Raw genomic sequence first — 20,075 nt, 5'->3', positions numbered from 1 at the left:
GTAATAGTAAACAAATATTGTCCGTCTTTACAAAACTCCAAATAGGACCGTAGCGCCAGGCAAAGTGCTTAAAATAATATTTATTAGCTGAATGAATTATTCCGCAGCCATTAATCGCCGATATTCGTCATAGGCATAAAGATCGGTCATGCCGCTGATATAATCCTGCAGTAACCGCGCACGGAAATAATACTCGCGGATCGCCAACTGCTCGGGTGACAGATGTTGCAGGCCTTCAATCGCTTCGATATAGGCCAACCGATGCTTGGTTGAAAGCTTATGATACAGACGCGTTTCGATCGGATAGGCACGATGGCTGTCTTCCTGCACCAACAGGGTAAAGTCCGCCAGCGGCATCGCCAACAGTGGGCTGTAGATATCCAGCAGGCCGCTGATCACCCGGTAGCCCTGCAGCTCAAGCTGCTCTACTTCCGGGTGATTGAACACGTGTTTGAACGCGACATTTTTGAAAATCTTCAGCAATTGGTAAGCCGGGCTGGAGTCCTCCAGCAGCGCCTGATTAAAGTTGCCCTGATAGACCGCCTCCAGGTTATCAATAAAACGCTGCGCCGCATGCGGGACCAATCGCGCCACGGTAAAGACCCGTAAATACATGAAGAACTGATCTTCGCTACTGCGCCGCGCGCCACCGTGCGCGATCTTGCGAAAAGCGCTGGCCACGGTTTTATCAAACAAATCACCCGGCGTGACTTCGCCCCACTCCTGGGTTAAATGCTGGTAAAGCTGCTCGACGGTAAAAATGTTTTTTTCCACCGCATCTTCCAGATCGGCCACGCAGTAGGAAATATCGTCAGCGGCTTCCATAATATAGGTCAATGGGAAACGGTCGAACTCGCCCATATTCAGCTCGCGCCGCAGGCGATCGACAAAGGCCTCTTCCGCCAGATAAAAGCCCGGTTTTTTCATCAGGTAATTATGGCTGGCGGGAATGTCACTCGCCCAATAGGCCGGGCGGGTATATTTCAGGATACAGCCCACCTGCGCGTAGGTCAGGTTAAGCTTCAGTAGGGTATGCACCAGCCGGATCGCCTGGGCATTACCTTCAAAATGGCTGAGGTCGTGACGGATGCGGCTGCGCAGGCGGTTAAGATCGCTCTCGCCTTCGTGCAGACGCAATGCGCTGACCTGGCAGCGATCGTTGCTGGCCGGTTCGCTGCCGCAGCTGGCGGGATCGAGACGCTGGGAAAACCAGTTGTTGATCGCCGACTCGCCAAAATGACCAAAAGGCGGGTTACCGATGTCGTGCATCAGGCAGGCCATTTCGACAATGCTTTCAAAAGGATCCAGCAGTTTGGTCAGGCCGAGAGCGTCGACTCGCCCGTCCTGTTTAAAACGATTGAGGATCTCTTTGGCGATATGCCTTCCGACCTGTTGCACTTCCATCGAGTGCGTCAGGCGACTGCGGACCGCGGCGTTACGCTCGAGAGGAAACACCTGGGTTTTTTGCTGCAGACGGCGAATAGCGGCGGAATTGACTATGCGCCCGCGATCGCTCTCGAACTGCCGGACAATATCGTATTCTTCCTCGGCTTCAATTGGCTTGCTGAATGGCCGCTGGAAGCTGATTTTCTGCTTAAAGTCGATCCCGGACATCTGTTTCTCCGCCGTTGCACCCTGCCTCCGTGATAACAATTCCCGACGGCATATGCAACGGATTATCTCTCTATGAGAGCCATGATAGACTATGGCGAAATTCCCACACCCAATCAGTGAGCGTTATTTATGAAAGTAGGCATCATCGGCGCAATGGAGCAGGAAGTCACCCTGCTGCGCGATCAAATTGAAAACCGTCAGACCCTTCAACGCGCGGGCTGTGAAATCTATACCGGCCAGATCGGTGGTGTTGACGTGGCGCTGCTCAAATCCGGCATCGGTAAGGTTTCTGCCGCCATGGGTACCACCCTGCTGCTGGAACACTGCAAGCCGGACCTGGTGATCAATACCGGTTCCGCCGGTGGCCTGGCCAGCACGCTGAAGGTCGGCGATATTGTGGTATCCGAAGAAGTGCGCTACCACGATGCCGACGTGACCGCCTTTGGATACGAGCCAGGCCAAATGGCCGGCTGCCCGGCGGCGTTTGTGGCGGATGACGCGCTGATTGCGCTGGCCGAAAGCTGCATTAAGCAATTGAACCTGAACGCTGTACGCGGTCTGATCTGCAGCGGTGATGCTTTCATTAACGGTGCCGAGCCACTGGCACGCATCCGCGCTACCTTCCCGAACGTGGCGGCAGTAGAAATGGAAGCCGCGGCAGTCGGGCACGTCTGCCACCTGTTCGGCACGCCGTTTGTGGTCGTTCGCGCTATCTCTGACGTGGCCGACAGTGAATCGCACATGAGCTTTGACGAGTTCCTTGTCGTGGCGGCCAAGCAATCTACGCTGATGGTCAACGCCATGCTGCAGACTCTGGCTAAGCGCGGTTGATGTGACGCGACGCTTTTCAGCCCTGCTGTGGCTGCTGGCATTATGGATGGCGCTGCCCGTCGGCGCCGCCCAACGGGTGATCAGCCTGGCACCCAACACCACCGAGCTTGCCTATGCTGCCGGCATGGGCGATACCCTGCTGGCAGTGAGCGCTTATTCCGATTATCCCCCGGCGGCCAGCAAGCTGGAGCAAGTCGCTTCCTGGCAAGGCATCAACCTGGAGCGGGTGCTGGCGCTAAAGCCGGATCTGATCCTGGCCTGGCGCGGCGGCAATCCACAACGGGTGCTGGATCAGATCGCCTCTTTTGGCATCCCGATCTTTTATGCCGATGCCACCACCATCGATGACATCGCCCAGCGGCTGGATGACCTGGCCCAATACAGCCCACACCCAGAACAAGCGCATCAGGCCGCGAACGCGATCCGTCAGCAAATTGCCGCGCTGAAAGCAAAATATCCGCACAGTCAGCCGCGACGGGTGTTGCTGCAATTCGGCACCCAGCCGCTGTTCACCAGCTCTGGCGCGACGTTGCAAAGTCAGGTGTTGTCGTTGTGCGGCGCAGAGAACATCTTTGCCGACAGCCGCATGCCGTGGCCGCAAATCAGCCGCGAGCAGGTACTGGCCCGCCAACCGCAGGCCATCGTCATTACCGGCGACCAAAAAGAAATCGCCAGCGTGAAAGCCTTCTGGGCGCCGCAACTGCAGGTACCGGTGCTTGCGGTGAATGGCGACTGGTTCAACCGCGCCGGCCCACGCATCATGCTGGCGGCCCAGCAACTGTGCAGCCAACTGGCGGAGATTCATTAATGCTGGTGTTTTGGCTGGATATTCTCGGCACTGCGGTTTTCGCCATCTCCGGCGTGTTGTTGGCAGGCAAGTTGCGGATGGATCCGTTCGGCGTACTGGTGCTCGGCGTAGTCACGGCGGTCGGTGGCGGCACCATCCGCGATATGGCGTTAGCCAACGGGCCGGTATTCTGGGTGAAAGATCCGACCGACCTGGTGGTCGCCATGATCACCTGCGTGCTGACGCTGCTGCTGGTACGCCAGCCGCGCCGCCTGCCCAAGTGGATCCTGCCGGTGCTGGACGCCGTTGGGCTGGCGGTGTTTGTCGGCATCGGGGTCAATAAAGCCTTTGCGGCCGACGCCAGTCCGCTGGTGGCAATCTGCATGGGGGTGATCACCGGGGTCGGCGGCGGTATTATCCGCGACGTGCTGGCGCGGGAAATTCCGATGATCCTGCGAACCGAAATTTACGCCACCGCCTGTATTATCGGCGGCATTGTGCATGCTACGGCCTATGCGACCTTCGGTATGCCGCTGCAACAGGCGATGATGCTCGGCATGGGCATCACGCTGGCGATCCGCCTGGCGGCCATTCGCTGGCACCTGAAACTTCCCGCCTTTATCCTCGAACGCTAAACCCTCCGCCCGGTTTCGGGCGGAGCTTTATCAAGCTGTCACATTTCAAAACAGAATATTCGACCAATTAATTAGCAAAGTGTTATTATCATTGCCTGAAAAACGCAGGGAAAACAATGTAATAAACTTTTTAACTCCAGGTTAATTATTATCCCGCCCTGTTAAATCTTATTAACTTTTTGCCGATAAGCCACCATGTGATTGCTTACGGATGGCTATTCCCCAAATGATGAAAAATATTCTGTTTTTATTCAGTGCGCTGCTGTGCAGCCCCCTCGTTTATGCCGGCGCCACCAGCGGGCAAATCGGTGTCAGCCTGACCATTACCCCAAAGTGCAGCGTGCGTACTGACGGCCCAGAGCCTCAGATAAAATGCGGCGGTACGGCCGATCCCCAGCCTAAAGTCACCCGCAGCCGGTTGCTGACCGAGGGTGAACATAATCCTCATCAGGAGCTGGTCACGGTGGAATGGTAGCGATAAAAAAACCCGCAAACCGGTGAGGTTGGCGGGTTTTATACTGCAGCAGGCAGGATCAGACGCTGAACGAGGATCCGCAGCCGCAGGTGGTTTTGGCGTTCGGGTTGGTCACCACGAAGCGGGAGCCTTCCAGCCCTTCGGTATAATCGACCGAACCGCCGACCAGATATTGCAGGCTCATCGGGTCTACCACCAGCGCAACGCCCTGCTTCTCGATGGTCATGTCGCCATCGTTGACCTTGTCGTCAAAAGTGAAGCCGTACTGGAATCCGCTGCAGCCGCCACCGGTAATATAAACCCGCAACTTCAGATCCGGATTTTCTTCATCAGCAATCAGGACTTTAACCTTGCTTGCTGCTGCCTCGGTAAATTGCAGGGGCAGTGCTGTTTCATCACTCATACTCTTTACTCCCAACATTGTTCTGCATCAGGTCGCTACAATGGCGGCCGGATTAATGTTATTGATTATCTAATACCTGAGTGTTGCGTTCAAGTATTCACCGCATTTGTTGTATCTTCTTTACCTGTTTTATCTGCCGCTTCACGCGCCTGCAGCGCTTCCTGACGCTGTAAGGTACGGGCCAATATTGAGGAATACAACGGCTTACCGCCGAGGAACTGTGCTACCAAGGTAGCCCCCAGGCAGGTAATAATCATTGGCAGTATCAGCTGGTAGTTATCGGACATTTCCAGCACCAGCACAATGCCGGTCAGCGGCGCACGCACCGTGGCGGCAAACAGGGCGCCCATTCCGGCAATGGCAAAGGTACCGGCCTCGATACCGTAGGCTGGGAACAGATGGGCACCGGCCAGGCCAAAGGCGGTGCCAAACAGCGTACCCAGCGCCAGCATCGGCGCAAAAATCCCGCCCGGCGCGCCGGAGCCAAAACATAACAGCGTGGTGATCACCCGGGTAATAAAAATAAACATCAGCATGCCGACGCTGTAGTTACCTGCCGCGGCGATCGGGATCAGCCCAAAACCCCCGCCTGCGGCTTCCGGCTGGATCAGCCCCAGAATGCCGCAAATGCCGCCAAGCAATCCGCCTATCAGCAAAACCTTACGCATTTTACCGCCGTGCAGGCGAGCGAACATGTCCTGAGTGCGGAAAATCAGCGCGTTGAACATCACGCCCACCGCACCAAAGATCGCCCCCAGCACCAAGTACAGCCAAAGGGTATTAATCGGTGCCGAAGAGAGCTTGCCCACTGCGATCACCGAACCCTCGCCGTTGAACAGCTGGAACACCACGCTCGACATAATGACGCCGATAAATACCGCTTTAATCGAGATCAGGTTATAGCGGAACTGCGGACGCATCTCTTCAATGATAAACAAAATGCCCGCCAGCGGCGCGTTGAAGGCGGCGGAAAGGCCGGCAGCCGCACCGGTAGCCAATAGCGAATGACGTGCTTCGGCACCGCGCATGCGGAAAATATCCAGCACCATGCGCCCGACATTGCCGCCCATTTGCACCGTAGGCCCTTCGCGCCCCAGCACCATGCCTGCCCCCAGCGTTCCCATGCCACCGATAAACTTCACCGGGATCACTCGCCACCAGCGCACCGGGCGCAACTCTTCCAACGCCCCTTCGATCTCCGGGATACCCGAACCGCCCGCCTCCGGGGCAAAACGGTGCACCAGGTAGTACCCCAACACCGCCAGCGCGGCGGAAAGAATAAAGGCCAGCGGCCAAACCAGGATCCAATAATCGGCGACCTGTGCCAGCCCGGACAAACGCTGTTGCTGCACCCAATCCACCGCTTTATCAAAGGCCACGCCGAGCAAACCCGCCAGGGTTCCCACCAGTGCCGCCATCAACAGGATCGCCACCGGCGTTTTATCCCGGCGTATAAGCTGGCGCACCGCGTCGCTACGTTTCAGGCGCGGAGCGCGCGCTAGCGGCGGTTGTTGCTGTAATTCAGTCATAATGGGTTATTCATTAATGGAATCAAATGTAATACAAATAGGCCAGCTGATTATTCTAGCCTACCCGCTGACTGACCGCCCCTCTAAATAGGTATCTGACTGTGATCGTTTCATATCGGCGAACACTTCACTAGAATAGCGCGGTCAAATCATTCAAACAGAATCCAGGAGCCGATTTATGAGCTTACACAGCAAGTCCGAAAGTCTGTATGCCCAGGCAAAACAGGTAATCCCAGGCGGGGTTAACTCTCCGGTGCGTGCATTCAACGGCGTTGGCGGTGTGCCGCTGTTTATCGAACGGGCGGACGGGGCTTACCTGTTCGACGTCGACGGCAAAGCCTATATCGACTACGTCGGTTCCTGGGGCCCAATGGTATTGGGGCACAACCACCCGGCGATCCGCAACGCGGTCATCGAAGCGGCGCAGCGCGGCCTGAGCTTTGGCGCCCCTACCGAGATGGAAGTTAAAATGGCGGAGCTGGTCACCGAACTGGTGCCGACCATGGATATGGTACGCATGGTGAACTCGGGGACCGAAGCCACCATGAGCGCCATTCGCCTGGCGCGCGGCTACACCAACCGCGATAAAATCATCAAGTTTGAAGGCTGCTACCACGGCCACGCGGACTGCCTGCTGGTGAAAGCCGGTTCCGGCGCGCTGACCCTGGGCCAGCCAAACTCCCCAGGTGTGCCGGCTGACTTTGCCAAGCACACCCTGACCTGCACCTTTAACGATCTGGACTCGGTACGCACCGCATTTGAGCAGTATCCTTCCGAGATCGCCTGCATCATCGTCGAACCGGTCGCCGGTAACATGAACTGCGTACCGCCACTGCCAGAATTCCTGCCGGGCCTGCGTGCGTTGTGCGACAAGTACGGCGCACTGCTGATTATCGACGAAGTCATGACCGGCTTCCGCGTGGCGCTGGCCGGGGCACAATCCTATTACGATGTGGTGCCGGACCTCACCTGTCTGGGTAAAATCATCGGCGGCGGCATGCCTGTTGGCGCATTCGGCGGCCGTCGTGAAGTGATGGCAGCGCTGGCACCAACCGGCCCGGTCTATCAGGCAGGCACGCTGTCCGGTAACCCGATTGCGATGGCGGCAGGCTTTGCCTGCCTGACCGAAGTTTCGCAGGTCGGTGTCCACCAGACGCTGACCGAACTGACCGATATGCTGGCAGCCGGCCTGCTGCACGCGGCGAAAGAAGAAAACGTCGCGCTGGTGGTGAACCACGTTGGCGGCATGTTCGGCCTGTTCTTTACCGATGCGCCGTCAGTCACCAGTTATCAGGACGTGATGCAGTGCGATGTAGAACGCTTCAAGCGTTTCTTCCATCTGATGCTGGAAGAAGGGGTTTATCTGGCGCCTTCTGCCTTCGAGGCCGGCTTTATGTCCATTGCGCACAGCAAAGAAGACATTCAGCGCACTATCGATGCCGCGCGCCGCTGCTTCGCCAAACTGTAAGTTTCGGCTATCCAATAAAAACGGGCGCTCAGCGCCCGTTTTTATTTCCAAATTTCGCCGTCAGAGCAAAGTACCGTAAATCGTCAGCAGGGCTACCACCACCACGATAATCATCGTCACCTTACGTGCCAGGGTTACCGCCGCCCGCGGGGTCTGCACCGGATCCATATGGGGATCACGCGCCAGTGAGAACTGTGCCAGCCGCGTCAGCACCTGATACTGCGAAGAATGGAGATCGCCCAGCGATGCAAACCATGCCGGCAGTGCTCGCTCACCATGTCCAAACAGGGCGTAAGCCACACCGGCCAGACGCACCGGGATCCAGTCCAGCCAGTTCAACAGATGATCGATGCCCGACTGCGAACGCTCCAGCGGGGTATTATGGCGCGCCAACCAGGTCTGGTAAGCACGCAGGAAGGAGTAGCCCGCCAGCGCAATCGGCCCATAAGGCCCGCAGACCACGAACCAGAACAGCGGTGCCAGATAATAACGGAAGTTAATCCACAGCAACGCATTTTGCAGTTCACGCAGGCGCAGCTCTTCGCTGCAATCCACCGGCAAACCGTGGATCAGTGCCAGCTCCTCCGCCATCTGGTCGCTGGCATGAGCATCTCCCTGCCGCGCCGCTTTCAGATAGGCGCGATAGTGTTTACGCTTGATGCCCGCACCCACACACAGCAAATCAATGATAATCCACAGCAATAGCGTCACTACGCCGAAAAACAGCCCTTGAGACAGCCACAGAATGCCCCCGACCACCACCATCCAGGCCAGGGTCATCAGCAACGTCTGCGCCAGCGAGAACCGATGCAACCGATGAAAAACCACCTCCAGGCGATGGTCCAACTGCCAATGCTCACCCAGCTTGAACAAACGTTCCCACGCCAGAACCAGTAACAGCGTAAACAGCGTCATTAGCGACTCCTCTCCCTTTCCATTGTTCCAAGCATAGCGTCATCAGGCTTGCCGGGTTGTTCCAGAGATGCCAGATTTAAATCCCGGTAAAATATCGCCGCTGGATCGGATTAATACCAGATTAGCGGTGCAACCACCGCGCTGCGGTGGTACTTATCATGGCAACAGAGTAGCATGTTCCCCCTACGATATTACCGTCCATTTCGGAGTTTTCTATGCCGACACGCCGCTATAGTGCCGACAGTCGCCGCACCGAGCTTCTTGAACGAATTGAAAGCGATATCCCCTATGCCGTTGCCCAGGCGCTGCGTGAAGACCTGGGTGGTGAAGTCGATGCCGAACGCGATATTACCGCGCAATTATTACCGGCCGACACCCAGGCCGAAGCCACCATTATTACCCGCGAGCCCGGCATCTTTTGTGGTCAGCGTTGGCTGAATGAAGTCTTCATTCAACTGGGTAACCAGGTGAAAGTGGAATGGCAGGTGGCGGACGGCGATAGCCTGGTCCCAGACCAGCCGCTCTGCAAACTGACCGGCCCGGCTCGGATATTGTTGACCGGTGAGCGCACCGCGCTGAATTTTGTCCAGACGCTTTCCGGCGTAGCGACCGAAGTCAGCCGCTACGTGGCGTTGTTGCATGGCACGCAAACCCGCCTGCTGGACACCCGCAAAACTCTGCCAGGGCTGCGCACCGCGCTGAAATATGCCGTGCTGTGCGGCGGCGGCAGTAACCATCGCCTGGGGCTTTCCGATGCCTTCCTGATCAAGGAAAACCACATCATTGCCTCCGGTTCGATTAAAAAGGCGGTCGAGAAAGCCTTCTGGCTGCATGCCGACGTGCCTGTAGAGGTGGAGGTCGAATCGCTGGATGAACTGCAGCAGGCGCTGGATGCCGGTGCCGACATCGTCATGCTGGATAATTTCAGCGTCGAGATGATGCGTGCTGCCGTGGCGCAAACTCAGGGGCGTGCCCAACTGGAAGTTTCAGGCAACGTGACCAGTGAAACCCTGCGCACCTTCGCCGAAACCGGCGTGGACTACATCTCTGTTGGCGCCCTGACCAAACACGTGACTGCGCTCGATCTGTCGATGCGCTTTAAATAAAGTCCGTCATCCCTGCCTCCCTGTCCATCGGGGAGGTATTTTCTCGTCAGAATTGCGAAGCTCGCCCCATCTTTTTTCTTTCCTCTGCAATGCGGATAAATTGCTGTGGAACTGCGCCCAAAAACAGCCATAACCCACTCGAAGCTCACGTCCTGTACGCTTACCTTTGCTTCCACATTCACACGGAGGCAACAACAGATGGAAACACAGCGCGGCTTTACCCTAATCGAACTGATGGTGGTGATCGCCATTATCGCCATCCTGAGCGCCATAGGCATTCCCGCCTACCAGCGCTATATCCAAAAAGCAGCGATGACCGACATGCTGCAAACCATGACGCCGTATAAACTGGCCGTTGAGTTGTGCGTGCTCGACACTGGCGCGCCAACCGGCTGTAACGCCGGCAGCCAAGGTATCCCTGCCGGTGATGCCTCACGCTACGTCAGCGCAGTCAAGGTCACCCAGGGCGTGATCTCACTGACCGGTACGCAAACGCTGCAAGGGCTGACGGTCGCACTGACCCCAACCCAAAACGCCAGCGGCCTGACCCGTTGGACACGTCAGTGCACCAGCAGCAACGCCAATTTGCAGGAAACCTGTCAGGAAGTTTTCCGTTTTGACGCCACCGCAACGGCACCAACGCCATGAGTACGGCAATCAGTGACGAAATCCATGCGCTGTGCCGCCGTTATCAGGCACTGGCTCTCAGCGAAGATCGGTACTGCCTGAATGTAGCCCTGACGGCAGAGGCGCCACAGGCGCTGCTGTCGGCGCTGCGTTTCGCCACCGGCAAGCGCATTCATCTGGAACAGTGGCCGGCAGCCCGGCTGGAAATGGAACTAAACCAACGACAAATACAAGGCGATCGACTCCCGCAAGAAGCGCCGGAGACACAACCTGATGCACCCTCATTAAACGACGACAGTGACGCTCCCGTTGTGCAGTTTATCAATCAGACGTTGCGCATCGCCATTCAACGACGTGCCTCGGATATTCATTTCGAGCCTTACCAACAGACGCTACGTATCCGCCTGCGGATCGACGGGGTACTGCAGGCGATAACCTCACCGCCATTCACGCTCGCCGCTCGCCTCATCGCCCGGCTGAAGATCATGGGGCAGTTGGACATTGCCGAACGTCGCCTGCCACAGGATGGTCAGCTCAGCGTGCAATTGGATAACGCCAGTTACTCGATGCGCATCGCCACCCTGCCCACGCTGCACGGCGAAAAAGTGGTACTGCGAGTCCTGCAAACCGAACGCCAGGAGCTACCGCTGGATCGGCTGGGAATGGATCCGCCGGCGTTGGCGGAGTTTGCCGCGGCACTGTCCTGTCCACAGGGTATGATCCTGGTCACCGGCCCGACCGGCAGCGGTAAAACCGTGACGCTTTACAGCGGCCTGCGTCAGTTGAATGATGCGCAAAGTAATTTATGCAGCGTCGAGGATCCGATCGAGATCCCGTTGTTTGGCGTTAACCAGACGCAAATCAATGTCAAAACCGACCTGGATTTTTCCCGCGTTTTACGCGCCTTACTGCGACAAGATCCGGACGTGATCATGATCGGTGAAATCCGCGACGGGGAAACGGCAGAGATCGCGGTTAAAGCCGCGCAAACCGGTCATCTGGTGTTGTCCACATTGCACACCAACTCCACCAGCGAAACCCTGACGCGCCTGACCCATATGGGGATTCCCGGCTATCTGATTGCCGCCTGCCTGAAGCTGGTGATAGCCCAGCGGCTGGTGCGCAAACTTTGCAGCCACTGCCGCTATCAGCAAAGCCAGCCCATACGCTTCCCTGCCGCCATTTGGGCCCCCCCCCTGCTGCCCTGGCAGGCTGATGGCTGCGAACACTGCTTTAGCGGCTACTACGGCCGCACCGGGGTATATGAATTGCTAACCATCACCCCAGAGGTGCAGGCCGGGCTGTTACGGGGCGCCGCTCCTGGTGAACTGGCCGACATTGCCCAACAGCAAGGGCAGACAACGCTGCTGCAAGCCGGGTTAACGCTAGTTTCACAAGGCGTCACATCGCTGGAAGAGGTATATCGCATTGTCGGCATCATTGCCGGTGAGGAGGTAACGTGAAAGCGCTGCGCCTTTTCCTCTGGCAGGCGATTGACCCTCAGGGTCAACTGCGTCAGGGCGAACTGATGTGCAGCGAAAAGAATTTGGTCAGCCACTGGTTGATCGAACAAGGGCTACAACCCTGCCAAATTAACAGCGGGAAACGCATTGCCCCCAGTCAGTGGCGCGGCGAACCCTTGATCCAGTTCACCCGCCAACTTGCCACCCTGCTGCAGGCCGGGTTGCCGCTGGTCAGCGGGTTGCAGTTGCTGGCGGCAGAACACCCATCTGCCGCCTGGCGCTGTCTGCTGCGGGACATCAGCGAACAGGTGCGGCAAGGCCAACCCTTTTCCGAGGTTATCGCCGGGCAACATGCCATCTTTCCTCTGATCTACCGCCAGTTGATCGCCATTGGGGAACTGACCGGCCACCTGGATCAGTGCTGTTTGCAACTGGCCCAACAGCAGGAAGCACAGCAAAAATTGCAGAAGAAAGTGGTTAAGGCGCTGCGTTATCCCTTGTTTATCTGCGCAGTAGCGCTGTTGGTGAGCATTCTGATGTTGGTCATGGTGTTACCGGAATTTGCCGGCGTCTATCAGTCCTTCAATGCGCCGCTGCCGTGGTTTACCCAGGGGCTGCTGAACCTTTCTACCTGGTTGATCCACGGCGGCCCCTGGCTGGTGACGGGGATGGGTTGCACAATATTTGCTTATTTTCGAAGACTGCACCCGCAGTCACACTGGCGCAGGCGCGAACAGGCGGCATTACTGCGCCTGCCGCTGATCGCTCAATTGATCAAGGGCGGTTGCCTGAGCCAAATATTCCGCATTCTGGCCATGACTCAGCAGGCCGGGCTCACGTTGGTTGAAGGATTGAATGCCGCAGCGCTGTCGGTGGACAACCTGTTTTACCGACAGGCGATGGAGAAGGTGCAGCACCAGATAGCGCAGGGTCAGACTTTCCACAGTGCGTTGGGGGAACAGGCACTTTTCCCCCCACTTTGTCAGCAGTTAGTCCGGGTGGGCGAAGAATCCGGCTCGTTAGATACGCTGTTGGGCAAGCTAGCGCTGTGGCATGAGCAGCAAACTTTTGAGTTGGCCGATACGCTGGCGCAAACACTGGAACCGATCTTGATGCTGGTGGTGGGCGGGATCGTCGGCACGCTGGTGATCGCCATGTATTTGCCGATATTCCAGTTGGGGAATGTTTTGGGGTAAGTTCTGGAAAACCTTGAGTGCAGCACTGAACTGCGCCCAAGGTTTGGTCAGGCTGAAGCGAGCCGGATTAGTTACTGCCGAATACGCGGTTTTCCTGCTCCGCTACGCGGATAAAGGTGGTGCGTTTGGTCAGCTCTTTCAGACGTTCCGCACCGACATAAGTACAGGCAGAGCGCAGGCCACCAAGAATGTCACGGACGGTAAATTCAACCTCGCCACGCAGTGGCAGTTTGACGGTTTTGCCTTCTGCCGCACGGTACTGGGCAACACCACCGACGTGACGTTTCATCGCCGATTCGGAACTCATACCGTAGAACAGCATGAATTTCTCGCCGTTCTCTTCCACTACTGTGCCTTCGCACTCGTCATGACCGGCCAGCATGCCACCCAGCATGACAAAATCTGCGCCGCCACCAAAGGCTTTAGCTACATCACCCGGTACCGAACAACCGCCATCACTGACGATCTGACCGCCAAGGCCGTGTGCCGCATCGGCGCACTCGATCACCGCAGACAGCTGCGGATAACCCACACCGGTTTTCACTCGGGTGGTGCAGACTGACCCAGGACCAATACCCACTTTGACGATATCGGCACCGGAGAGGATCAACTCTTCAACCATTTCACCAGTGACTACGTTACCGGCACAGATCACATGGTTCGGGCAGGCTTCACGCGCTTTCTGCAAGAAGGCGACAAAATGCTCTGAGTAACCGTTGGCGACGTCGATACAGATAAACTTCAACCCCGGCGACAAGGCCAGAATTTGCTGCATCTTCACAAAATCAGCTTCTGAAGTGCCGGTTGAAACCATAACGTGGCGCAGCACCGATGCCGGTACGCGCTGCACAAATGCGGCCCATTGTTCAAGGGTGTAGTGTTTGTGTACGGCGGTGAGTACGTCGAAGGAAGCCAGGGCCTCTGCCATGCTGAAGGTGCCGACCGAGTCCATGTTGGCGGCGATAATCGGCACGCCGGACCAGCTCAGGCCAGAATGTTTGAAGGTAAACTGACGCTCCAGTTCAACTTCTGAACGGCTTTTCAGCGTGGAGCGCTTAGGGCGAATCAGCACATCTTTAAAGCCTAACTTCAAATCTTCTTCAATACGCATGACTTATGATTTCCTGGTTTATGGCGACGGATCGCAGAACGCAATGTCTTGAAAGGCGACGGTAGATTAATGCCAGTTCCAGTGACGCTATCATACGCGCTAAAAATCGCCGGACAAGACTGCGAATTCTCCTTTATTTACGCTACAATCCGACAAATTTACCTGCGAATACGCAGTGTGACCGCCCGCTCATTTTTTCTTTCCGTCTGCATTTTTTATCACCGTACAGCGCAAGCTGCCGAACAAGCGCCGCCTGCTGACTTGCACTTCTGCGCGATCGCTTTATGATTCGTCTATTATTTTTTTATGAACATCAGGTGCATTCCCTACCATGGCCTACATTGTTGCGTTGACAGGGGGTATCGGCAGCGGTAAGTCAACCGTGGCAGACGCCTTTGCCCGCCATGGCGTGACGGTGGTCGATGCAGACGTTATCGCCAGGCAAGTTGTCGAACCTGGCACCCCGGCGCTGGCTGCTATCGCCAAACGTTTTGGTAATGAAATGTTGCAGCCTGATGGCAGGCTTAACCGCGCTTCGCTCCGTCAGCGTATCTTCAGTAACCCGGATGAAAAGAGCTGGCTGAACCAACTGCTGCACCCGCTGATTCATCAGGAAACCCAATGCCAACTGGCGCAAGTGACCAGTCCTTATGCACTTTGGGTGGTTCCCCTGCTGGTTGAAAACAACCTGCAGGAACGCGCCGATCGCGTCCTGGTGGTCGACGTTGACAGCGAGACTCAGTTGGCCAGAACCATCGCCCGCGACGGCATCAGCCGTCAGCAGGCACAGAACATACTGTCCGCGCAGGTCACGCGCGAGCAGCGCCTGGCCGCTGCAGATGACATAATTGATAATAGCGGCACCGCTCAGGGGATAGAGCCATTGGTTGCCGCACTGCATCGCCGTTACCTTGAGCTGGCGGCATCAGCGACCCGACAGGATTAAACTGAATGAGTGATGTTTCCCCAAGCGTTCTTTTTGAACACCCGTTGAATGAAAAAATGCGTACCTGGTTGCGTATGGAGTTTTTACTGCAGCAATTGCACGGCCAGCGGGCATTGAGCGAAACAGCCATTGCCCTGACCTTCTTCCGTACCGTCGCCGATCTGCTCGATGTGCTGGAACGCGGCGAAGTGCGCACAGAATTACTGAAAGAGCTGGAACGGCAGCAGCAAAAGCTTTTGGCCTGGGCCGATGTGCCAGGTGTCGACATGTCGCTGGTGGATCAGTTGCGCAATCAGTTGAAACAGCGCGGGGCGGCATTGATGTCTGCTCCGCGTCTTGGCCAGTCGCTGCGTGAAGACCGGCTGATTAGCCTGGTGCGTCAGCGCCTGAGCATCCCCGGCGGGTGTTGCAGCTTTGATTTACCGACCCTGCACATGTGGATGCATGCACCCCAGCAAGAACGGGATGATGACGTAGCCAACTGGCAGCAAACGCTGGAGCCACTGAACCAGGCGCTGACCATGGTGCTGGATCTGATCCGTCAGTCCGGGCAGTTTCGCAATCAGATCAGTTTGAACGGTTTCTTCCAGGATAACGCGGAAGGCGCCGATCTGTTGCGCTTGCGCATCAATCTGGCACACCAACTTTATCCGCAGATTTCCGGCCATAAGACGCGCTATGCGATCCGCTTCCTGCCGCTGGACAGTGAGCTTGGCGTGGTACCGGAACGATTAACCTTTGAGTTGGCCTGTTGCTAACCCAATGACATAAAAACCTTTCACGTGTTGGAAGGGAGTAAGGAACAGATATGACGACCGTAGTGAAATGCCCAACCTGTGGCAAAGGTGTAGTTTGGGGTGAAGTGAGCCCGTTCCGCCCGTTTTGCAGCAAACGCTGTCAGTTAATCGATCTGGGCGAGTGGGCCGATGAAGAGAAGCGTATTCCCAGCAACAGCGATCTGTCGGAAAGTGAAGAATGGAGTGAAGGACAAATCGGTCCGGAACCGATTTGAACGCTGCTTGCAGCGGCCCTGTAAGGGTGAGACTCATGGACGAGTCGAATAAGACGATCGTTGATCGATCGCCTTTTGTCGGCCTGGTTTCTGCCAGGCCGCTCGTTTTACTGTGCAGCGTTCGCCTGTGCCACCAACAGTTTGATAATACTGACATTGGCCTCCGGGAATTCCTCCTCCCGTAAATCGGCCTGCTTCACCCAGCGCATTGGCTGACCTTCACGGCCAAACGGCTCACCTGCCCAACCTTCCACCAGATAAAAATTCAGCGTCACGATACGATCGCTAAACCGGTGTTCAAGCACTTCCAATAGCTCTGCACGCTTGGTTTCAATGCCTGTTTCTTCCTGCAGTTCACGGCTAAGCGCCTGCTCAGGCGCCTCCCCCTGCTCAATCTTGCCGCCTGGAAACTCCCAGAAACCGGCCATATGCGAATCGGCGGCACGCCGGGTAATAAAGATTTCCTGCTGGGCATTACGAATGATGCCAACGGCGATGTTCAGATGTTTCATCGCATCCTCCTGATTGATCCATCGGGGCACGGGCTTCACCCCAAAAAACAGGGGCTCAGCACGCTGAACCCCTGGGTTTTATTGGTTAAACATTGCCGGGCTTAGCTCTGAAGACGGCCGTGGCACTGTTTGTATTTTTTACCGGAACCGCATGGGCAAGGATCGTTACGCCCTACTTTACGTTCTGCCGTTGCCGGCGCATTCGGATCCTCGGTAACCAGCGCATTTTCTTCATAGTGGCTCAGCTGTTGCTGCTTGGCCAGGCGCTCGGCTTCTTCACGACGCTGCAGCTCCAACGCTTCAACCTCTTCCGGCATCCGCACCTGAACCTTGCTCAGTACGCTGATGACTTCATGCTTCAGCGATTCCAGCATGGTGGCAAACATGTTGAAGGACTCGCGTTTGTACTCCTGCTTAGGATCTTTCTGCGCATAACCACGCAGATGGATGCCCTGACGCAGGTAGTCCATCGCCGCCAGATGCTCTTTCCACAGGGAATCCAGTGTCTGCAGCATCACACCCTTCTCGAAGTTGCGCATCATCTCGACGCCAACCACTTCTTCTTTACGCTGGTACTCTTCTTTCGCCTTTTCCAGAATACGCTCACGCAGAGTTTCTTCGTGCAGCTGAGGCTCTTTGTCCAACCATTCGGCGATTGGCATATCCAGATCGAAGTCGTTTTTCAGGCGCTCTGTCAGCCCCTCAATGTCCCACTCTTCTTCCAGCGATTCTGGCTGAATGTAGCCGTCGATAGTGGTCTTGAACACGTCTTCACGGATGCTGGTGATGGTTTCGCTAACGTCAGACACGTCCAACAGTTCGTTACGCTGGCTGTAGATAGCGCGACGCTGGTCGTTGGCCACGTCATCGTATTCCAGCAGTTGCTTACGAATGTCAAAGTTGCGGCTTTCCACTTTGCGCTGTGCATTGGCAATCGCCTTGGTGACCCATGGGTGCTCAATGGCCTCACCTTCTTTCATACCCAGTTTACGCATCATGCTGGAAACGCGATCCGAGGCGAAAATACGCATCAGAGCATCTTCCATCGACAGGTAGAAGCGGGATGAACCGGCATCACCCTGACGACCTGAACGGCCGCGCAACTGGTTATCGATACGGCGTGATTCATGACGCTCGGTACCAATGATGTGCAGGCCGCCTGCGGCCAGTACCGCATCATGGCGAATTTTCCAGGCTGCCTTAATTTCGGCAATTTGCTCTTCAGTTGGGTCTTCCAACTGTTCAATCTCGGCCTGCCAGCTGCCGCCCAGCACGATATCGGTACCACGACCCGCCATGTTGGTGGCGATAGTGACCGCACTGCTTTGGCCGGCCTGGGCCACGATGTCGGCTTCCATGGCGTGGAATTTGGCGTTCAGAACCTTGTGTTCGATACCGGCTTTGGTCAGTTCGCGGGAAACCACTTCGGATTTTTCAATCGAGATGGTCCCCACCAGCACAGGCTGTCCGTTGACGGTACGTTCACGGATATCTTCAATGATGGCGCCAATCTTCTCCAGCTCGGTCATGTAGACCAGATCCGGCATGTCCTTACGGATCATCGGACGGTTTGTCGGCACCACTATGGTATCGAGCTTGTAGATAGAGCTGAATTCAAAGGCTTCGGTGTCGGCGGTACCGGTCATCCCGGCCAGCTTCTCGTACAGACGGAAGTAGTTCTGGAAGGTGATGGATGCCAGCGTCTGGTTCTCGTTCTGGATTTCCACGCCTTCTTTTGCTTCCACCGCCTGATGCAGACCATCAGACCAGCGACGCCCCTGCATGGTACGGCCGGTGTGTTCGTCAACGATAATGACTTCACCGTCTTTTACGATGTAGTCAACGTCACGGGTAAACAACACGTGGGCACGCAGCGCAGCGGTCACGTGGTGCATCAGCATGATGTTGGTCGGTGAGTACAGTGACTCGCCTTCATCCATGATGCCGGCTTCCATCAGCATTTCTTCGATCAGGATCAGACCGCGTTCGGTCAGGTGCACCTGGCGCGCTTTCTCGTCAACCGAGAAGTGGCCTTCGCCCTGGAAGGAATCGGAATCTTCTTTTTCCTGACGGATCAACTGAGGGATCAGCTTGTTAACTCTGATGTACATCTCGGAGCTGTCTTCAGCCGGACCGGAGATGATCAACGGAGTACGCGCTTCATCGATCAGGATGGAGTCAACCTCATCCACCAACGCATAGTGCAGCTTGCGCTGAACTCGCTCTTCCGGACTGAACGCCATGTTGTCGCGCAGGTAGTCAAAGCCGTATTCGTTGTTGGTACCGTAGGTAATGTCGGCGGCATAAGCTTCACGCTTGGCCGGTGCCGGCATACCTGGCAGGTTGATACCGATGCTCAGGCCGAGGAACTCGAACAGTGGGCGGTTATTTTCGGCGTCACGCTGTGCCAAATAGTCGTTCACTGTAACCACGTGCACGCCACGGCCGCTCAGGGCGTTCAGATAGGCCGGCAGGGTTGCAGTCAGGGTTTTACCTTCACCGGTACGCATCTCTGCGATACAGCGATCGTTCAGTACCATACCGCCCAGCAGCTGCACGTCGAAGTGACGCATGCCGAACACGCGCTTGCTTGATTCGCGCACTACGGCGAAGGCTTCCGGCAGCAGGTTTTCCAGCACTTCACCATTTTCCAGGCGTGCGCGGAACTCGTTGGTCTTGGCTTTCAGTTCGTCATCGGACAGTTTTTCCATGTCCGGTTCCATCTGATTGATCAGTTCAACCGCTTTACGCATGCGACGCAGTGTACGATCGTTACGGCTACCAAAAACTTTGGTCAATAATTTCACTAACATGATGTTTGATATCTCTGTCATGACAGCCAACACAGGCCGTCAATTTGCTGTTATTTTTAGGTTTTTTGTCGCCCGACGGGCAAGAAATCAGCTTAAGGCTGCGGGTCCGGCGCGAATGCCCTGCACCTGTGCCAGCCATAACCCTGTCTGATGCTGCGCAAAGGCAGGTAGCACGGCATGGTGGGTATCACGAATGATGGTCGGCGGCTTTTGCTCATGCGTCAGCAGCGCGTTGAGAGTAGAAAGCAGCGCCAGTTGCGCTACCTGTAATGGGGGTTCGGTCGCTTCCGCTTCTCTTTCCTGCCCTCGCGCGAAAACCGCCTGCGGTGCAAGAGCAAAAGAAAGGTGACGAATGACGGTGCGAAGCGCATGCTGGTGCCAATAATCGACACTGAAGGTCGGGCGGCAATGCGCTTCCTGCAGTAATGCCAGGCTATTAAAGGCACCGCTGGCGGAATTTTGCCGGTTCAGGCTGGACGATGTGCTCGGCAGAGCGGCTTGATCGGGCGTGCCGGACAGATTTGTAGGTACGCCAAGCGTGGCCGCGACCATCCCTAACAGGAGATGGGGCCAGAAATAACGTCTGCCAAATTGTCGCCAACGATTTAGAATACCGATCACGAGTTTATTAT

20 protein-coding genes are annotated in these 20,075 nt (G+C 56.3%); 12 read left to right on the top strand and 8 right to left on the bottom strand.

The window, feature by feature from the left end; genetic code table 11:
- Nucleotides 1–96: 96 nt before the first annotated feature.
- Entirely contained in the window at nt 97–1,614 is a 1,518-nt protein-coding gene (gene dgt, locus M2406_RS12590; protein WP_259190237.1) for a dGTPase, read from the bottom strand.
- Nucleotides 1,615–1,743: 129 nt separating this feature from the next.
- Here dgt and mtnN point away from each other — a divergent pair, with 129 nt between their 5' ends.
- The 4 genes from mtnN (at nt 1,744) to M2406_RS12570 (ending at nt 4,342) form a co-directional block, all read left to right on the top strand.
- Nucleotides 1,744–2,445, top strand: coding sequence for a 5'-methylthioadenosine/S-adenosylhomocysteine nucleosidase (gene mtnN / locus M2406_RS12585; protein ID WP_017891620.1), 702 nt, complete (start codon nt 1,744–1,746; stop codon nt 2,443–2,445).
- Between the two features lie 46 nt (nt 2,446–2,491).
- Nucleotides 2,492–3,253, top strand: coding sequence for a vitamin B12 ABC transporter substrate-binding protein BtuF (gene btuF, locus M2406_RS12580; RefSeq protein ID WP_017891619.1), 762 nt, complete (start codon nt 2,492–2,494; stop codon nt 3,251–3,253).
- Nucleotides 3,253–3,867: a TRIC cation channel family protein gene (locus M2406_RS12575; RefSeq protein ID WP_012005233.1), complete on the top strand. Its 615-nt coding sequence runs from the start codon at nt 3,253–3,255 to the stop codon at nt 3,865–3,867. Before btuF ends, M2406_RS12575 begins: the two co-directional genes overlap by 1 nt.
- Before the next feature lie 226 nt (nt 3,868–4,093).
- Nucleotides 4,094–4,342: a hypothetical protein gene (locus tag M2406_RS12570; RefSeq protein WP_135345175.1), complete on the top strand. Its 249-nt coding sequence runs from the start codon at nt 4,094–4,096 to the stop codon at nt 4,340–4,342.
- 58 nt (nt 4,343–4,400) lie between these two features.
- Here M2406_RS12570 and erpA read toward each other — a convergent pair whose 3' ends face one another.
- Both erpA and clcA read right to left on the bottom strand, forming a co-directional pair.
- A complete protein-coding gene (gene erpA, locus M2406_RS12565) occupies nt 4,401–4,745 on the bottom strand; it encodes an iron-sulfur cluster insertion protein ErpA (protein ID WP_012005231.1) in 345 nt (114 codons plus the stop codon).
- An 89-nt stretch (nt 4,746–4,834) separates the two neighbouring features.
- Complete coding sequence (gene clcA, locus M2406_RS12560) at nt 4,835–6,274, bottom strand: H(+)/Cl(-) exchange transporter ClcA (protein WP_259190233.1); 1,440 nt, start codon at nt 6,272–6,274, stop codon at nt 4,835–4,837.
- A 178-nt stretch (nt 6,275–6,452) separates the two neighbouring features.
- Between clcA and hemL the strand changes: the two genes are divergently transcribed.
- Nucleotides 6,453–7,742, top strand: a complete 1,290-nt coding sequence (gene hemL / locus M2406_RS12555) for a glutamate-1-semialdehyde 2,1-aminomutase (RefSeq protein WP_017891616.1) — start codon at nt 6,453–6,455, stop codon at nt 7,740–7,742.
- A gap of 60 nt (nt 7,743–7,802) precedes the next feature.
- Here the strand turns inward: hemL and ampE are convergent, their stop codons facing one another.
- On the bottom strand, nt 7,803–8,657 hold the full coding sequence (gene ampE / locus M2406_RS12550; RefSeq protein ID WP_012005228.1) for a beta-lactamase regulator AmpE: 855 nt from the start codon (nt 8,655–8,657) through the stop codon (nt 7,803–7,805).
- Between the two features lie 215 nt (nt 8,658–8,872).
- On the opposite strand from ampE, the gene nadC reads away from it, so the two are divergent.
- From nadC to hofC, 4 genes are all read left to right on the top strand, one after another.
- Nucleotides 8,873–9,763, top strand: a complete 891-nt coding sequence (nadC, locus tag M2406_RS12545; protein WP_259190232.1) for a carboxylating nicotinate-nucleotide diphosphorylase — start codon at nt 8,873–8,875, stop codon at nt 9,761–9,763.
- A gap of 198 nt (nt 9,764–9,961) precedes the next feature.
- Nucleotides 9,962–10,411: a prepilin peptidase-dependent pilin gene (ppdD, locus tag M2406_RS12540; RefSeq protein WP_012005226.1), complete on the top strand. Its 450-nt coding sequence runs from the start codon at nt 9,962–9,964 to the stop codon at nt 10,409–10,411.
- Nucleotides 10,408–11,853: a type II secretion system protein GspE gene (gspE, locus tag M2406_RS12535; protein ID WP_259190231.1), complete on the top strand. Its 1,446-nt coding sequence runs from the start codon at nt 10,408–10,410 to the stop codon at nt 11,851–11,853. Before ppdD ends, gspE begins: the two co-directional genes overlap by 4 nt.
- Nucleotides 11,850–13,049 carry a protein transport protein HofC gene (gene hofC / locus M2406_RS12530; protein ID WP_259190230.1) on the top strand — a complete coding sequence of 400 codons (1,200 nt, stop codon included), beginning with the start codon at nt 11,850–11,852 and terminating at the stop codon, nt 13,047–13,049. Before gspE ends, hofC begins: the two co-directional genes overlap by 4 nt.
- Before the next feature lie 67 nt (nt 13,050–13,116).
- Here hofC and M2406_RS12525 read toward each other — a convergent pair whose 3' ends face one another.
- Nucleotides 13,117–14,160 (bottom strand): GMP reductase, encoded by a 1,044-nt coding sequence (locus M2406_RS12525; protein WP_012005223.1) that lies wholly within the window; start codon nt 14,158–14,160, stop codon nt 13,117–13,119.
- A gap of 331 nt (nt 14,161–14,491) precedes the next feature.
- Between M2406_RS12525 and coaE the strand changes: the two genes are divergently transcribed.
- Genes coaE through yacG form a run of 3 tightly spaced genes read left to right on the top strand, consistent with a single transcriptional unit; the run spans nt 14,492 to nt 16,118 of the window.
- Entirely contained in the window at nt 14,492–15,106 is a 615-nt protein-coding gene (gene coaE, locus M2406_RS12520) for a dephospho-CoA kinase (protein WP_259190229.1), read from the top strand.
- A gap of 5 nt (nt 15,107–15,111) precedes the next feature.
- Nucleotides 15,112–15,864: a cell division protein ZapD gene (zapD, locus tag M2406_RS12515; protein ID WP_012005221.1), complete on the top strand. Its 753-nt coding sequence runs from the start codon at nt 15,112–15,114 to the stop codon at nt 15,862–15,864.
- A 50-nt stretch (nt 15,865–15,914) separates the two neighbouring features.
- Complete coding sequence (gene yacG / locus M2406_RS12510) at nt 15,915–16,118, top strand: DNA gyrase inhibitor YacG (protein WP_012005220.1); 204 nt, start codon at nt 15,915–15,917, stop codon at nt 16,116–16,118.
- A gap of 107 nt (nt 16,119–16,225) precedes the next feature.
- Here the strand turns inward: yacG and mutT are convergent, their stop codons facing one another.
- The 3 genes from mutT to secM form a co-directional block, all read right to left on the bottom strand.
- Entirely contained in the window at nt 16,226–16,630 is a 405-nt protein-coding gene (gene mutT, locus M2406_RS12505; protein ID WP_259190228.1) for an 8-oxo-dGTP diphosphatase MutT, read from the bottom strand.
- Between the two features lie 101 nt (nt 16,631–16,731).
- Nucleotides 16,732–19,443 (bottom strand): preprotein translocase subunit SecA, encoded by a 2,712-nt coding sequence (secA, locus tag M2406_RS12500; RefSeq protein WP_259190226.1) that lies wholly within the window; start codon nt 19,441–19,443, stop codon nt 16,732–16,734.
- Between the two features lie 87 nt (nt 19,444–19,530).
- On the bottom strand, nt 19,531–20,064 hold the full coding sequence (secM, locus tag M2406_RS12495; protein ID WP_259190225.1) for a secA translation cis-regulator SecM: 534 nt from the start codon (nt 20,062–20,064) through the stop codon (nt 19,531–19,533).
- Nucleotides 20,065–20,075 lie beyond the last annotated feature (11 nt).

The sequence above is a fragment of the Serratia sp. BIGb0163 genome, from assembly GCF_024809935.1.
Lineage (GTDB): Bacteria > Pseudomonadota > Gammaproteobacteria > Enterobacterales > Enterobacteriaceae > Serratia > Serratia quinivorans.
Note: the sequence above shows the minus strand (reverse complement) of the source record. Positions and strands in the feature narration are given on the sequence as shown.

Excerpts from the sequence above, each read along its gene's own strand:
- dgt (WP_259190237.1), bottom strand. The coding sequence starts at position 1,614 with ATGTCCGGGATCGACTTTAAGCAGAAAATCAGCTTCCAGCGGCCATTC.
- mtnN (WP_017891620.1), top strand. The coding sequence starts at position 1,744 with ATGAAAGTAGGCATCATCGGCGCAATGGAGCAGGAAGTCACCCTGCTG.
- btuF (WP_017891619.1), top strand. The coding sequence starts at position 2,492 with ATGGCGCTGCCCGTCGGCGCCGCCCAACGGGTGATCAGCCTGGCACCC.
- M2406_RS12575 (WP_012005233.1), top strand. The coding sequence starts at position 3,253 with ATGCTGGTGTTTTGGCTGGATATTCTCGGCACTGCGGTTTTCGCCATC.
- M2406_RS12570 (WP_135345175.1), top strand. The coding sequence starts at position 4,094 with ATGATGAAAAATATTCTGTTTTTATTCAGTGCGCTGCTGTGCAGCCCC.
- erpA (WP_012005231.1), bottom strand. The coding sequence starts at position 4,745 with ATGAGTGATGAAACAGCACTGCCCCTGCAATTTACCGAGGCAGCAGCA.
- clcA (WP_259190233.1), bottom strand. The coding sequence starts at position 6,274 with ATGACTGAATTACAGCAACAACCGCCGCTAGCGCGCGCTCCGCGCCTG.
- hemL (WP_017891616.1), top strand. The coding sequence starts at position 6,453 with ATGAGCTTACACAGCAAGTCCGAAAGTCTGTATGCCCAGGCAAAACAG.
- ampE (WP_012005228.1), bottom strand. The coding sequence starts at position 8,657 with ATGACGCTGTTTACGCTGTTACTGGTTCTGGCGTGGGAACGTTTGTTC.
- nadC (WP_259190232.1), top strand. The coding sequence starts at position 8,873 with ATGCCGACACGCCGCTATAGTGCCGACAGTCGCCGCACCGAGCTTCTT.
- ppdD (WP_012005226.1), top strand. The coding sequence starts at position 9,962 with ATGGAAACACAGCGCGGCTTTACCCTAATCGAACTGATGGTGGTGATC.
- gspE (WP_259190231.1), top strand. The coding sequence starts at position 10,408 with ATGAGTACGGCAATCAGTGACGAAATCCATGCGCTGTGCCGCCGTTAT.
- M2406_RS12525 (WP_012005223.1), bottom strand. The coding sequence starts at position 14,160 with ATGCGTATTGAAGAAGATTTGAAGTTAGGCTTTAAAGATGTGCTGATT.
- coaE (WP_259190229.1), top strand. The coding sequence starts at position 14,492 with ATGGCCTACATTGTTGCGTTGACAGGGGGTATCGGCAGCGGTAAGTCA.
- zapD (WP_012005221.1), top strand. The coding sequence starts at position 15,112 with ATGAGTGATGTTTCCCCAAGCGTTCTTTTTGAACACCCGTTGAATGAA.
- yacG (WP_012005220.1), top strand. The coding sequence starts at position 15,915 with ATGACGACCGTAGTGAAATGCCCAACCTGTGGCAAAGGTGTAGTTTGG.
- mutT (WP_259190228.1), bottom strand. The coding sequence starts at position 16,630 with ATGAAACATCTGAACATCGCCGTTGGCATCATTCGTAATGCCCAGCAG.
- secA (WP_259190226.1), bottom strand. The coding sequence starts at position 19,443 with ATGTTAGTGAAATTATTGACCAAAGTTTTTGGTAGCCGTAACGATCGT.